Below are 13,241 nucleotides of genomic sequence, written 5' to 3'. Positions count from 1 at the left end.
GCGAAGGATGACGAAGTGACGATCGGCTCGGAGGCTCTGCGCCAGGACGTCTGGCTGGCCAACCAGGTGATCCCGAAAGCCGGGCTGGCCCAGCTCACCTGGGGCAACGTCAGCGGAGTCGACCGCGACGGCGGTTACTTCCTGATCAAGCCGTCCGGCGTCTCGTACGACGACCTCACCCCCGGCATGCTGGTCCCGGTCGACCTGGAGACCGGCAAGGTGCTCGGCGGCGACCTGCGCCCCTCGGTCGACACCGAGTCACACCGCGCGTTCTACCTGGCCTGGCCGTCGATCGGCGGCATCACCCACACGCACTCGACCAACGCTGTCGCGTTCGCCCAGGCCGACCGGGACATCCCGGTGCTCGGCACGACACACGCCGACACGTTCAGCGGCCCCGTGCCGGTGACCCGCGGGCTCACCCCGGCCGAGTGCGAGACCGACTACGAGTTCAACACCGGTCAGGTGATCATCGAGCTGATCGGCGACGACGAGGCCGCGGCCGGCATGCCGGGCGCGCTGGTCGCCAACCACGGCCCGTTCACCTGGGGCGCCACCCCGAAGAAATCGGTCGAGCACGCGATCATCGTGGAGGCGGTCGCCGAGATGGCGATCAAGACGCTCGCCCTGAACCCGGACGCGTTCACGCCGCGTCACCTGCAGGAGCGTCACTTCAAACGCAAGCACGGCCCGGGTGCCTACTACGGGAATCCCGGCGCCACCAAGTCCTGACCCGCTCGGGACGCATCCGTAGCCGGCCGTCGCGGCAGCGAACGGCCGACGCCGAACAGTGCGCGATGCGTCCGTGGGCGGGCCCTCGCGGGTCGTTCCTCTCCGGCTTCGCCGAGCTGGGAGGGGGAGGGGTGGCCCGCCGGCCCGGGCGTGGCTGGGAGCACCGCCCGGGCCGGCAGACTTTCCTCGCCGTGAACCGATCCAATTAACGATCTTGCATCGGTCGATTTGTTGGATTGCCGCGGATCGAAGGTCCGATACAAGATCCTTTGTGTACGGTCTGCCATCGATCTTTGATCTCGCGGATGGAGAAGTCTTGAAAACGGGGATTCGATCTCGTGCCGGTGTACGGGCGCTCTCACTCGCCACGGTCGCCGGCGTCCTGTCCGGAGCGGCGGTGTTCGCTCCGCTGTCCGTGACGCCCGCACTGGCCGCGTCGCCGGCGCCCGCAGTCGACGCCGACCTCGACGGCGACAACCTCACCGACCTGCTCACCGCCGGCGGTGAGCACGGCCTCGCCTCCGGTCTCTGGCTCGCCTCGGGCCAGAGTGACGGGCGGATCGCGGCTGTCCCGACCGACATCGGAGCCCATGGCAACGGTGTGTTCCACCCCGGCCTACCGGAAGGCCCGGCCGACTTCGACGGGGCTCAGGTCGTCACCGGGCACTTCGCCGGCGGCGCCCTGCAGGACATCCTCGTCTACTACCCGCCCACCCACTCGAGGAATCCGGGTGGGGCGGTCATCCTGCACGGCACCGGTGACGGTTCGGTGATCCGGGCCGAACTCGACCAGAGCTTCAGCAACATCAACGCCGGCACCTTCAGCGGCATGGACTGGGACGACTTCCAGACGATCAACAGCCCGAGCCAGCTCGTCAACGCCGGTGCCCACCACTCGACCGTCTACCCGGACCTGATCGGGATCGCCGGCAAGGACGACGGCAGCAGCTTCCTCACGTATTACGCGAACCACGGAGGGATCGGCGGCTACAACGACCTCGCCGTCCTGCCGGTCCGGACGCCGACCGGTGGCACCGACTGGAACACCTGGACCATCGCCACGGCCCAGACCGGCACCGGGACCGCGCTGTTCCTCCGGCAGGCCGCCACCGGCAAGCTGTTCCTCTGGAACGACTTCGTCCGGACCGACGCCGGTACCGCCGAATACGCGTCCTACCTGCTGTCCGACAACTTCCACACCGGCGAGGACGTCACCCTGCACGCCGCCGATGTCAACAGCGACGGCATCGGCGACCTCTGGACCGTGGGCGACGGTGCCGAAGCCGTCGCCTGGCTGGTGAGCGACCTCGACAGCACCACATCGACCGGCACTCTCACCGCGCAGCCGAGTCAGCACCTGAACACCGACTGATTCCGTGCACGAGCCGGGTCGGCGAACCGACCCGGACGAAATCGGGCCATGCCCTCCCGGCGGCGTGGCCCGTTTTTCGTGACCATCTCCGCGTGCCGGGGCGCCTGTGTCCCGGGCCGGATCTAGCCGGGCCGCCCGGTCGCGCTCCTCAACGCATACGTCGTGAGGCCGCTCTCCAGTGCCTCGAAGGTGGCCTCGGCCATCCGGCGCACCCCGGTCCGTACCGCATCGGGATCCTCTCCCACCAGGACCCGCCGCCGGATCTCCGCGTGCAACGAGGCATCCGCCGCGGCCAGCATCGCGGCGGCGATCCGTGGCATCGGATCGTCCGCGTCCGCTCCCGTCTCCGTCCGCAGGGTCTCGGAGAGTGCCTCCTCGGTCCGGTCCCGCAGGTGCCGCAGGCGGGCCTGCAACGCCGCGCTCTCCTCGACCACCCGCCAGAACGGCGCGATCCCCGGATGCAGCCCGAGCGTCACCTCGTCCCGGTCGAGCTCGGCCAGGAACGCCCGCCGTGCCGCCGCCACCGCGGGCTCGCCGGGCGCACGCTCCCGGATCGCCGTGGGCAGCCGCTGGATCACCTCGTCCTGCCGGTCGAAGAACAGGTCCTCCTTGGCCGGGAAGTAGTTGAAGACGGTGTTCACCGACACCCGCGAGACGCGGGCGACGTCGGCGACCGTCACGCGGTCGAAGCCCCGCTCCAGGAACAAGCCCAGCGCCGCGTCCGCGATCGCGGTCCGTGTGGCCTGCTTCTTCTCCGCCCGCAACCCCATCGGAGAATCATAGCGTCACTCAAAATTTGGTGTGACACCAAAAATCTGCCTATGCTCGCGGCATGACGCTCACCTTCGGTATCTACCCCGGTGGCCTCGGTGTCACCGACGACGACCTGGTCACCCAGGGCCCGCCGGAAGACTCCGAGAAGATCGCGGCGGCGCTGGACGCGCTGCACGGAGACAACCCTTTTCTGGTACGGGGTTACGTCCACTACGACGACGCCACGCACCGGGCCGCCCGGCTCTCGGCGGCGTCGTCCGGGCCTGCCCCGGCTGCGGTCGCGCCGCCCGGCCCGGCTTCGGCTTCCGTGGCGCCGTCAAGCTCGGCCTCGGCTTCCTTGATGTCGACCGCCTCCCCGCCGGTTTCCGCGGTGCCGGCCGGCTCCGCCCCGATCTCCGCGGTGCCGACCGGCTCCGCCCCGATCTCCGCGGTGCCGACCGGCTACGCGTCGGTTTCCGCGTTGCGGGTGCTCGAGGCGCCGCCCGAGCCGTTTCAGTACGCGACCGGGCGGCGCCGGCTGGATCTGGTCGCCTGTTTCCGGGAGTGCGGCAGCGACCTAACCGGCTGGCACGACTTCCTGCGCGAGCAGCTGCGGGTGCACGGGCCACGGCTCGCCTCCCTGCAGATCACCGAGGAGGCGAACCACGCCGGCCCCGGCGGCGACGGGCGCTCGCCGGCGGTCCGGGACGCCCTGGTCACCGGCGTGATCGAGGCCAAGCGGGAAGCCGTGCGGCTGGGTCTGGACGTGCGGATCGGCTGCAACTCCACCCTGGACTTCTCGCCGGAGCAGGAGTTCTGGACCGACCTGGGCGAACGTGGCGGGGATGAGTTCCGAGCCGCGCTGGACTACGTCGGTCTGGACTTCTTCCCGGACGTCTTCCATCCCCTCCCCGCGGACCGGCTGCCCGCGATCGTGACCGGCGCGCTCACCGGATTCCGGACGCTGAGCCTGGCTGCGGCCGGTATCCCGGACTCGGTGCCGATGCGCATCACCGAACACGGCTGGGGGACCGGGCCGGACCGCTCCTACGCCCGCCAGGCCGAGGTGCTCACATTGGTGATCGGCATCGTCGCCGAGCAAGCCGCGACGCTCAACATCGACACATATGAGCACTTCGCCCTGCGTGACGCCGATTCGGACAACCCGAACCCGCTCTTCCAGCTCGGGCTGCTGCGATCGGACTACACCCCGAAACCCGCCTTCGCGGTGTACCGCGACTTGATCGCTTCGTCGAGCCGATCCGCGTAGGCCACCGTAGCCCGCTCACTTCATCGAGTCGCCTGCGCGGATCACTGCGGCCCGTTCACTCCGCCGATCCGGTCCGCGTGGGTCACCGTGGCTTGATCGTTTCGTCGAGTGGGTGCGTGTGGGTAACTGCGTCCTGCTCGGCTCGTCGAGTCGGCCTGTGTGGGTCTTTGCGGCTTGTTCGTTTCGTCGTTCCGGTCTGCGTGGGTCACCGTGGCTTGATCGTTTCGTCGAGTGGGTGCGTGTGGGTAGCTGCGTCCTGCTCGGCTCGTCGAGTCGGCCTGTGTGGGTCTTTGCGGCTTGTTCGTTTCGTCGTTCCGGTCTGCGTGGGTCACCGTGGCCTGATCGACTCGTGGAGCCGGTCCGCGTGGTCACCGGTGCGGCGGACCGGTGAGGTCGCGGACGATGGCCCGGACGCGCTGACGCAAGGTAGGGGTGATCGGGCGGGCGTTGGCGGAGCGGGTGCGTGGGGTGCGGCTGTTCCGGATCGGGCCGGGATCACGGCTCACCGCGGGCGCGACGTTCCCGGGCGCGCGGGTGACGGCGGGGGTGCCCTCGCCGGGGCGCACAGGGGTGCTCTCGGCGGAGCGCACAGGAGTGCTCTCGCCGGGGCGCACAGGGGTGCTCTCGGTGGGGTGCGCAGGGGTGCTCTCGGCGGAGTGCGTCGAGGTGGTTTCGGCGGGGTGTGCCGGGGTGTTCTCGCCGGGGCGCGGGCGGGGAACGCCGATCGTGGCGGGTTGCGGGCGGGCCGGGCCGGTGGAGCGGTGCCAGGTGAAGTCTGCGCCGGCCAGGGTGATGGTGGCGCCGGGCGGGCAGAGGCCGGATTCGCGGTCGGCCGGGCGGCCGGTGCGGCCGTAGCTGATCATCAGGCTGACGACCGTGGCGTCCGGGTCGGTGTGCACGGCCCAGACCGTGCCCTCGCCGGCGAGTCCGGTGCCGCCGGCGGTGAGGACGGCGGCGCGGCCGCGCAGCGGGATGGTGGTGATGTGGCCGGGCGCCTCGCGGATCCGCAGGGTCCCGGAGAGTCGTGGGTGTCGGCGGCGTAGCCATTCGGGGAGGTGTCTGAAGAGGCCGGATTCCGACTCCAATGTGCTCACCTGTCCTTTCGTCGCTCGATGCAGCGGTTCGGAGACGTCCGCCGGCGTGCGATGAGCAGAAATACTCCGAAATTTCGGGGTGGGGGAGGTGAGAAAGCCGCAAGCCCGGGGGCTTCGGCTGGTATTGCGGCGGCGGCACGGCCTCGGGCGGGCGCTCGGTGGCGCCGCCGGGTGCGAGCCGGGCCGGCGATGTCGGCGGCGTGCGGGACCGACCCCGTCGGGAGTGGATCCCCGGGAGCGCGGACCGAGTGTGTCGCCGTCGAACACCCCTCGGACTGTATCGGGCCCGCGACGTGAGGTGCGGGTTCATTCACCGCCGCGGGTGAGGTGACGTCGGCGATACCCGGACCGGCGGTCGTCGCCAAGGGGCATCGGCAGGCGCAGGGGCGCTGCTGGACCGTGCGGCGAGGGCTGACGGTGGTGTGCTGGAGCGTGTGGCGAGGGGTGACGGTGGGTGTACTGGAGCGTGTGGCGAGGGGTGGTGGTGTGCTGGAGCGTGTGGCGATCTCCGTGTGGCCAGGAATGAGCGTGGGATCTCCGTGTGGCCAGGAATGAGCGTGGGATCTCCGTGTGGCCAGGAATGAGCGTGGGGATCTCCGTGCGGCGTGGGGTCAGCGGCGGCACGGGGCGGTGCTGGAGCGCGCGACGATCTCCGGCGCGACCACCACATCGGCCGGTGGCGCGTCCCCGTCACCCCGGGACATGTGGTGCAGCAGCAGCGCCAGAGCCCGCCGCCCCAACTCGCCGAAGTCCTGGTGGACGGTGGTCAGCGGAGGCATGAAGTACCCCGAGTCCGGCATGTCGTCGAAGCCGACCACGCTGACGTCGTCCGGCACCCGGCGCCCGGCCTCGTGCAGGGCCCGCAGCACCCCCAGCGCGATCCGGTCGTTGGCGCAGAACACCGCGGTCACCGACGGGTCGTTGGCGAGCCGGCGCCCCTGTTCGTATCCGGCGGCCGCGTCCCACCACCCGGGGGAGATCGGCGGGACCATCGCGCCGGCCGCGTAGAGAGTCTCGCGCCAGCCGTCGACGCGGGCCTGGGCCTCCGGCCAGTCGGGTGGGCCGGCCGCGTGGTGCACGGTGGCGTGTCCGAGATCGAGCAGATGCTGGGTGGCGAGCCGGGCTCCGGCGACGTTGTCCACCCGTACCGTCGGGAAAGGGTCGATGCCGGAACCCGCACCGCCCACCGCGACGCACCGCAGACCGGTCGGGGCGTGGGTGAGCGCGGTGGTGACCGCGGGTTTCGGGGCGATCGCGATGATGCCGTCCACGTCGTGCTGGGCGAGCCGGTCCACGGCTTCCAGGACGGGGCGGTGCGCGAGTTCGCGCACGGTGGCGACGCTGACCAGGTATCCGGCGGCGCGGGCGGCGCTCTCGATGCCGTAGAGCATCGATTCCGGGCCGAACAGCGTGGTCTCGAAGCCGATGATGCCGAGCGTGTGGGATTCCCGGGTGGCCAGGGTGCGGGCCGCGAGGTTGCGCCGGTAGTTGAGTGAGCGCATCGCGGCGAGCACGCGTTCCCGGGTCTCCGCCCGGACGTTGGGATGATCGTTGATCACCCGGGAGACCGTCTGGTGCGAGACGCCGGCCAGTTTGGCGACGTCGCGCATGACGCTTCCCCGCTCCTTGCCGGGCCGCGGCCGTGGGGCGGGGAAAGGCGTCTGGGCAGCCGGTTCGAGGTCCGGCGCCGGGTCTGAGGTCGGCATTGGACGATATCTATCAGGTGATCACTTGATGGCCATGCGTGACATCGCCATTCTTGCGATCTAGGTGAAACAACGATCGTGATCTCTTGACGTGCACGTTGAGAACGGTAACACTCACGAAACGCAAGCTGTGACGCCGGTCGCAGTGGTTCGAAGATCTCTCTGGTGCTGGCACGTGCATGTCGCTGCCGGCCGGTTTGTTAACGGTAACAACTTTTCTGGAGGTTATGGTGCGCGTGAAGATGATGGCGGCGGCGCTGACGGGCCTGCTGGCCGTGTCGGCGCTCGCCGGTTGTGGCGGCAAGGACGACGCAGGCTCGGGCAAGGACGACGGCAAGCTCGTCCTCGGTTTCTCCCAGGTCGGCGCGGAGAGCGGTTGGCGTACCGCGAACACGAATTCGATCCAGACCGCGGCGGCCGACGCCGGCATCGAGCTGAAGTTCTCCGACGCCCAGGGCAAGCAGGAGAAGCAGATCGAGGCGATCCGTAGCTTCATCACGCAGAAGGTCGACGTCATCGCGTTCTCGCCGGTGGTCACCTCCGGCTGGGACTCGGTGCTCAAGGACGCGAAGGATGCTGGCATCCCGGTCATTCTGACCGACCGCGCGGTGGACTCGCAGGACAAGTCGCTCTACAAGACGTTCCTCGGCTCCGACTTCGTCAAGGAGGGCACGGAGGCCGGCAACTGGCTGGTCAAGCAGAACGAGGGCAAGACCACCCCGGTCAACGTCGTCGAGCTGCAGGGCACCGTCGGCGCCGCGCCGGCGATCGACCGGCAGAAGGGCTTCGCCGAGGCGATCAAGGCCAACCCGAACATCACGGTCGTGAAGTCCCAGTCCGGTAACTTCACCCGGGCCGAGGGCAAGACGGTGATGGAGGGCATCCTCCAGTCCACCCCGAAGATCGACGTGCTCTACGCGCACAACGACGACATGGGTCTCGGCGCCATCGAGGCGATCGAGGCGGCCGGCAAGAAGCCGGGCAAGGACATCACGATCATCACGGTCGACGCGGTGAAGGACGGCATGACGGCGCTTGCCGACGGCAAGATCAACTTCATTGTGGAGTGCAGCCCGCTCCTCGGCCCGCAGCTGATGGACCTGGCCAAGAAGGTCCACGCCGGCGAGACGGTGGAGCCGCGGATCCTCACCGAGGAGACCACCTTCACCCAGGAGCAGGCCAAGGCCGCCCTCCCGGACCGCAAGTACTGAGTTGAGGCAGGTACGGGCCACCCCGGGAAGCCGGGGTGGCCCGTACGCCGCGGAACGGAGTTCATGATGGGCGAACCCGCCACAAACCCGGTCCTCGAGATGACCGGCATTCGCAAGGTCTTTCCCGGCGTCGTCGCCCTGGACGGCGTCGACTTCCGTCTGTTCCCCGGTGAGGTGCACGCCCTGATGGGCGAGAACGGCGCCGGCAAGTCAACTTTGATCAAGGTGCTCACCGGCGTCTACGGGATCGACGGCGGCGACATCAGGCTCGGCGGTGAGGAGGTCCGGATCGCCGGCCCGCTCGCCGCCCAGAAGGCCGGGATCAGCACCGTCTACCAGGAGGTCAACCTCTGCACCAACCTCACGGTGGCGGAGAACATCTTCATCGGCCGGGAGCCGCGGACGTTCGGCAAGATCCGCTGGGGGGCGATGCGCAAACGGGCGGCCGAGCTGCTCCAGCGGCTCGACCTGGACCTCGACGTGTCCGCGCCGCTCAGCACGTACTCGCTGGCCATCCAGCAGATGGTGGCGATCGCCCGCGCCGTGGACATCTCGGCCCAGGTCCTGGTCCTCGACGAGCCGACCTCCAGCCTGGACGCCTCCGAGGTCGAGCAGCTGTTCCGGGTGATGCGCCGACTCAAGGCCGACGGGGTCGCGATCCTGTTCGTGTCGCACTTCCTCGACCAGGTCTACGAGATCTCCGACCGGCTCACCGTCCTGCGCAACGGCCAGCTCATCGGCGAGTACAGGACCGCTGAGCTGCCCCAGGTCCAGCTCGTCGAGAAGATGATCGGCAAGGAGCTGGCGACGCTGGAGAGCCTCGAGGACAAGGCGCAGCAGTCCCGTACGAAGTCGGCCGCCGCCGACCCGCTCCTGCGAGCCGAGGGCGTCGGCCGGACGGGTGCGATCGCCCCGTTCGACCTGACCATCCACAAGGGCGAGGTGGTCGGCCTGGCCGGCCTGCTCGGCTCCGGCCGGACCGAGCTGGCCCGCCTGCTCTTCGGCGCGGACCGGCCCGACCAGGGCGAGCTGAGCCTCGACGGCAAGCCGGTCACGCTGCGCGACCCGCAGGTGGCGATGAAGCGGGGGATCGCCTTCTCCTCGGAGAACCGCCGCACCGAGGGCATCATCGGTGATCTCAGTGTCCGGGAGAACATCATCCTGGCGTTGCAGGCCACCCGCGGCTGGACCCGCCCGATCCCGCGCCGCAAGCAGGACGAGATCGTCGACAAGTACATCAAGGCGCTGCAGATCCGGCCGGCCGACCCGGAGCGCCCGGTCCGCAACCTGTCCGGCGGCAACCAGCAGAAGGTGCTGCTGGCCCGCTGGCTGATCACCGAGCCGCGGCTGCTCATCATCGACGAGCCGACCCGCGGTATCGACGTCGGCGCCAAGGCGGAGATCCAGAAGCTGGTCGCCGAGCTCTCCGACGGCGGCATGGCGGTCCTGTTCGTCAGCGCCGAGCTGGAGGAGGTCCTGCGGCTCAGCCACAAGATCGCGGTCCTCCGGGACCGGCGGCTGGTGGAGGAACTGGACAACACCGCCGGGGTCGACGCCGACCGCATCATGCAGACCATCGCCAGCGGAGCAACCTCATGACCATCCTCAAGAACCGGCTCTTCTGGCCGGTCGCCATCCTCGTGGCGCTGCTGATCGTGAACGTGTTCACGTCCAACCAGTTCATCACCCTGCAGGACGGGCACCTGTTCGGCACGCTGATCGACATCCTCCGGGGCAGCGCGCCGCTGATCCTGGTCGCGCTCGGCATGACGCTGGTCATCTCGACCGGCGGCATCGACCTCTCGGTCGGCTCGGTGATGGCGATCTCCGGAGCGGTGGCCTGTCTGTTGATCAAGGATCTGGGCGACCAGAACGCGGTCGGCTCGGTCCTGCTCATCGTGGGCGTCGCGATCGTCGTCTCGGCCGCGCTCGGCCTGTGGAACGGCTCGCTGGTCGCGGTCGTGGGCATCCAGCCGATCATCGCGACCCTGATCCTGATGGTGGCCGGCCGCGGTCTGGCCCAGCTGGTCACCGACGGGCAGATCATCAACGTGCAGTCCAGCCCGTACGCGACGATCGCCACCGGCTTCTTCCTCACCCTGCCGGTCGCGTTCCTGATCGCCATGGCCGCGGTCGTGCTGATCTCGGTGCTGACCCGGCGGACCGCGCTCGGCCTGCTGCTCGAGTCGGTCGGCGGCAGCCCGAGCGCCAGCCGGCTGGCCGGCATCCGGGCCAAGCGGATCATCGTCATGGTGTACGTGGTCTCGGGCGCCTTCGCCGGTCTCGCCGGACTGATCTACAGCGCCAACATCAAGAGCGCGGACAGCATCGCGGCCGGCAACCTGATCGAGCTCGACGCGATCCTGGCCGTCGTGATCGGTGGCACCGCGCTGATCGGCGGCCGGTTCTCCATCCTGGGCACCGTCATCGGCGCGATCCTGATCCAGACGCTGCAGGTCACCGTCGTCGGCATCGGCGTCCCGTCCAAGGCCACCCTGCTGTTCAAGGCGGTCGTGGTCGTCGTGCTCTGCCTGTCCCAGTCCGCGACCTTCCGGGAGAAGGTCTTCGGCCGCTTCAAGATCCGGACGGGGGTTCCGGCATGACCACCATCGACGCGACTCCGCCGGCCGCCGACCAGAAGGGCGCCGCGCTCAACCGGCGCCGCCGTGTCTACCGGCCGAACACGAAGTACATCCCGATCCTGGCCACCCTGGCGCTGCTGGTCGTGATGTACATCAGCGGCCTGGTGAACTACGAGAACTTCGACCAGCCCAGCGTCATCGTCAACCTGTTCCGCGACAACGCGGTCCTGCTGGCGGTCGCGGTGGGCATGACCTTCGTGATCCTCACCGGCGGCATCGACCTGTCGGTCGGCGCGGTCATCTCGCTCACCACCACCCTGGCCGCGACCCTGCTGCAGGGCGGCTGGCCGCCGCTGCTGGTCCTGCCGCTGGTGCTGTTGCTCGGCGCGCTGCTCGGTGCCGGCATGGGTGCGGTGATCCACTACTTCAAGGTGGAACCGTTCATCGCCACCCTGGCCGGGCTGTTCCTGGCCCGCGGCCTGGCGCTGTTCATCAACCAGAACTCGATCCCGATCCGGGACAAGCTCTGGATCGCCCTCTCCGACCTGCGCATCCCGCTCGGGGAGACCACCAAGACCACGCTGACCGCGATCGTGGCCCTGGCGGTCGTGCTGATCGCCGCCGGAGTGCTGGCCTGGACGCGGTTCGGCCGCAACGTCTACGCCATCGGCGGCAGCGCCGACTCCGCTCTGCTGATGGGCCTGCCGGTGGCCCGCACCCGGATCGCCGTCTACACCATCAGTGGGTTCTGCGCCGCGCTCGGCGGTGTGCTCTACACGATCAACTCCACGTCGGGGCACGCGCTGCAGGGCACCGGGACCGAGCTGGACGCGATCGCCTCCTGCGTCATCGGTGGCGTGCTGCTCACCGGCGGCGCCGGATACGTCTTCGGCAGCCTGCTCGGCGTGATGGTCTTCGGCCTGATCACCACCATCATCAACTTCCAGGGCGACCTGAACGCGGCCTGGACCCGGATCGTCGTCGGCATCCTGCTCTTCGGCTTCATCGTGCTGCAGCGGCTGGTCACTAGGAGGGCAAGATGAGTCACGGGGAAATCTGGTTCCTGACCGGCAGTCAGGGGCTCTACGGGCCGGAGACCCTGGAACAGGTCGCCGCCCAGTCCCGGGAGATCGCGTCCGCTCTGGACGGCGAACTCGACGCGGACGTGATCTGGCAGCCGGTGCTCACCAGCCCGGAGCAGATCCTCGACATCTGCCGCCGCGCCTCGTCGACTCCCGGCGTCCTGGGCGTGATCACCTGGATGCACACGTTCTCCCCGGCCAAGATGTGGATCGCCGGCCTGGACGCGCTGCGTGCCCCGCTGCTGCACCTGCACACGCAGCACAACGTGGCGCTGCCCTGGTCCGAGATCGACATGGACTTCATGAACCTGAACCAGGCCGCGCACGGCGACCGCGAGTTCGGCTTCATCGAGAGCCGGCTCGGGGTACCGCGCAAGACGGTGGCCGGGCACGTCAGCAACCCGGCGGTGGTCGCCCGGATCGCGACCTGGGTGCGGGCCGCCCGCGGCTACGCCGCGATGCGCGGCCTCAAGCTGGCCCGGTTCGGCGACAATATGCGGGACGTCGCGGTCACCGAGGGCGACAAGGTCGAGGCGCAGCTGCGGTTCGGCGTCTCGGTCAACACGTACGGCGTGAACGACCTGGTCGCGGTCGTCGACCAGATCGGCGACGCCGAGATCGACAAGCTGGTCGGCGAGTACCAGGACCTCTACGAGATCCAGCAGAGCCTGCTCGAGGACCGGAAGGAGTCGCTGCGTTACGGCGCCCGCATCGAACTCGGGCTCCGGCAGTTCCTCACCGAGGGCGGCTTCAAAGCGTTCACCAGCAACTTCGAGGATCTGGGCGGTCTGCGGCAGCTACCCGGCCTGGCCGTGCAGCGGCTGATGGCCGACGGCTACGGCTTCGGCGGCGAGGGCGACTGGAAGACCTCGGTGCTGGTGCACACGCTCAAGGCGATGGTTCCGGGCGGGGGCACCTCCTTCATGGAGGACTACACCTACGACCTGACGCCCGGCAACGAGGTGATCCTCGGCGCGCACATGCTCGAGGTCTGCCCGTCGATCGCGGCCGGCCGCCCCAAGCTGGAGATCCACCCGCTCGGCATCGGCGGCCGCGAGGATCCGGTCCGGCTGGTCTTCGACGCGGCGCCCGGTAAGGCGATCGTGCTCGGGCTGGCCGATCTGGGGGAGCGGTTCCGCCTGGTCGCCAACGAGATCGAGGTGGTCGCACCGACCGAGCCGCTGCCCCGGCTCCCGGTCGCGCGCGCGGTCTGGAAGCCGGCCCCGTCGCTCTCCACGTCGGCCGAGTGCTGGCTGACCGCGGGCGGCCCGCACCACACCGTGCTCTCCTCGGCGGTCGGTGCGGAGGAGCTGGCCGACCTGGCCGACATGGTCGGCACCGAGCTGCTGCTGATCGACGGGGACACCACGTCCCGGCGGTTCACCAAGGAGGTCCGCTGGAATCAGGCGTACTACCGCCTGGCCCGTGGCTTCTGAGCG

Annotated in this window: 11 protein-coding genes; 8 read left to right on the top strand and 3 right to left on the bottom strand. The window is 69.4% G+C overall.

What is annotated here, in order from left to right; all coding sequences use genetic code 11:
* Window positions 1–15: 15 nt before the first annotated feature.
* On the top strand, window positions 16–732 hold the full coding sequence (araD, locus tag CHC09_RS18345; protein WP_089294350.1) for an L-ribulose-5-phosphate 4-epimerase AraD: 717 nt from the start codon (window positions 16–18) through the stop codon (window positions 730–732).
* 316 nt (window positions 733–1,048) lie between these two features.
* Window positions 1,049–2,104, top strand: a complete 1,056-nt coding sequence (locus CHC09_RS18340) for a hypothetical protein (protein WP_143232408.1) — start codon at window positions 1,049–1,051, stop codon at window positions 2,102–2,104.
* A 122-nt stretch (window positions 2,105–2,226) separates the two neighbouring features.
* On the opposite strand, the gene CHC09_RS18335 is transcribed toward CHC09_RS18340, so the two are convergent.
* Window positions 2,227–2,874: a TetR/AcrR family transcriptional regulator gene (locus tag CHC09_RS18335; protein WP_089294348.1), complete on the bottom strand. Its 648-nt coding sequence runs from the start codon at window positions 2,872–2,874 to the stop codon at window positions 2,227–2,229.
* A 62-nt stretch (window positions 2,875–2,936) separates the two neighbouring features.
* On the opposite strand from CHC09_RS18335, the gene CHC09_RS46350 reads away from it, so the two are divergent.
* Window positions 2,937–4,127 (top strand): hypothetical protein, encoded by a 1,191-nt coding sequence (locus tag CHC09_RS46350; protein ID WP_089294347.1) that lies wholly within the window; start codon window positions 2,937–2,939, stop codon window positions 4,125–4,127.
* Between the two features lie 368 nt (window positions 4,128–4,495).
* Here CHC09_RS46350 and CHC09_RS18325 read toward each other — a convergent pair whose 3' ends face one another.
* Window positions 4,496–5,221: a hypothetical protein gene (locus tag CHC09_RS18325; protein ID WP_143232407.1), complete on the bottom strand. Its 726-nt coding sequence runs from the start codon at window positions 5,219–5,221 to the stop codon at window positions 4,496–4,498.
* Between the two features lie 611 nt (window positions 5,222–5,832).
* Complete coding sequence (locus tag CHC09_RS18320) at window positions 5,833–6,831, bottom strand: LacI family DNA-binding transcriptional regulator (RefSeq protein ID WP_089294345.1); 999 nt, start codon at window positions 6,829–6,831, stop codon at window positions 5,833–5,835.
* 323 nt (window positions 6,832–7,154) lie between these two features.
* Here CHC09_RS18320 and CHC09_RS18315 point away from each other — a divergent pair, with 323 nt between their 5' ends.
* The 5 genes from CHC09_RS18315 to araA all read left to right on the top strand — a co-directional run bounded on the left by CHC09_RS18315 (window position 7,155) and on the right by araA (window position 13,238).
* Complete coding sequence (locus CHC09_RS18315; protein ID WP_089294344.1) at window positions 7,155–8,138, top strand: ABC transporter substrate-binding protein; 984 nt, start codon at window positions 7,155–7,157, stop codon at window positions 8,136–8,138.
* A gap of 66 nt (window positions 8,139–8,204) precedes the next feature.
* Complete coding sequence (locus CHC09_RS18310) at window positions 8,205–9,737, top strand: sugar ABC transporter ATP-binding protein (protein WP_089294343.1); 1,533 nt, start codon at window positions 8,205–8,207, stop codon at window positions 9,735–9,737.
* Window positions 9,734–10,741: an ABC transporter permease gene (locus CHC09_RS18305; RefSeq protein ID WP_089294342.1), complete on the top strand. Its 1,008-nt coding sequence runs from the start codon at window positions 9,734–9,736 to the stop codon at window positions 10,739–10,741. The genes CHC09_RS18310 and CHC09_RS18305 overlap by 4 nt, the downstream gene beginning before the upstream one ends.
* Window positions 10,738–11,763, top strand: coding sequence for a galactofuranose ABC transporter, permease protein YjfF (gene yjfF / locus CHC09_RS18300; protein WP_089294341.1), 1,026 nt, complete (start codon window positions 10,738–10,740; stop codon window positions 11,761–11,763). Before CHC09_RS18305 ends, yjfF begins: the two co-directional genes overlap by 4 nt.
* On the top strand, window positions 11,760–13,238 hold the full coding sequence (gene araA, locus CHC09_RS18295; RefSeq protein ID WP_089294340.1) for an L-arabinose isomerase: 1,479 nt from the start codon (window positions 11,760–11,762) through the stop codon (window positions 13,236–13,238). Before yjfF ends, araA begins: the two co-directional genes overlap by 4 nt.
* Window positions 13,239–13,241: the final 3 nt, after the last annotated feature.

Origin of the sequence: Actinoplanes regularis (assembly GCF_900188005.1) — a bacterium.
GTDB classification, from domain to species: Bacteria; Actinomycetota; Actinomycetes; order Mycobacteriales; family Micromonosporaceae; genus Actinoplanes; species Actinoplanes regularis.
Note: the sequence above shows the minus strand (reverse complement) of the source record. Positions and strands in the feature narration are given on the sequence as shown.

Coding starts and splice junctions, on each gene's coding strand:
- CHC09_RS18335 (WP_089294348.1), bottom strand. CDS start 2,874: ATGGGGTTGCGGGCGGAGAAGAAGCAGGCCACACGGACCGCGATCGCG.
- CHC09_RS46350 (WP_089294347.1), top strand. CDS start 2,937: ATGACGCTCACCTTCGGTATCTACCCCGGTGGCCTCGGTGTCACCGAC.
- CHC09_RS18320 (WP_089294345.1), bottom strand. CDS start 6,831: ATGCGCGACGTCGCCAAACTGGCCGGCGTCTCGCACCAGACGGTCTCC.
- CHC09_RS18315 (WP_089294344.1), top strand. CDS start 7,155: ATGGTGCGCGTGAAGATGATGGCGGCGGCGCTGACGGGCCTGCTGGCC.
- CHC09_RS18310 (WP_089294343.1), top strand. CDS start 8,205: ATGGGCGAACCCGCCACAAACCCGGTCCTCGAGATGACCGGCATTCGC.
- CHC09_RS18305 (WP_089294342.1), top strand. CDS start 9,734: ATGACCATCCTCAAGAACCGGCTCTTCTGGCCGGTCGCCATCCTCGTG.
- yjfF (WP_089294341.1), top strand. CDS start 10,738: ATGACCACCATCGACGCGACTCCGCCGGCCGCCGACCAGAAGGGCGCC.
- araA (WP_089294340.1), top strand. CDS start 11,760: ATGAGTCACGGGGAAATCTGGTTCCTGACCGGCAGTCAGGGGCTCTAC.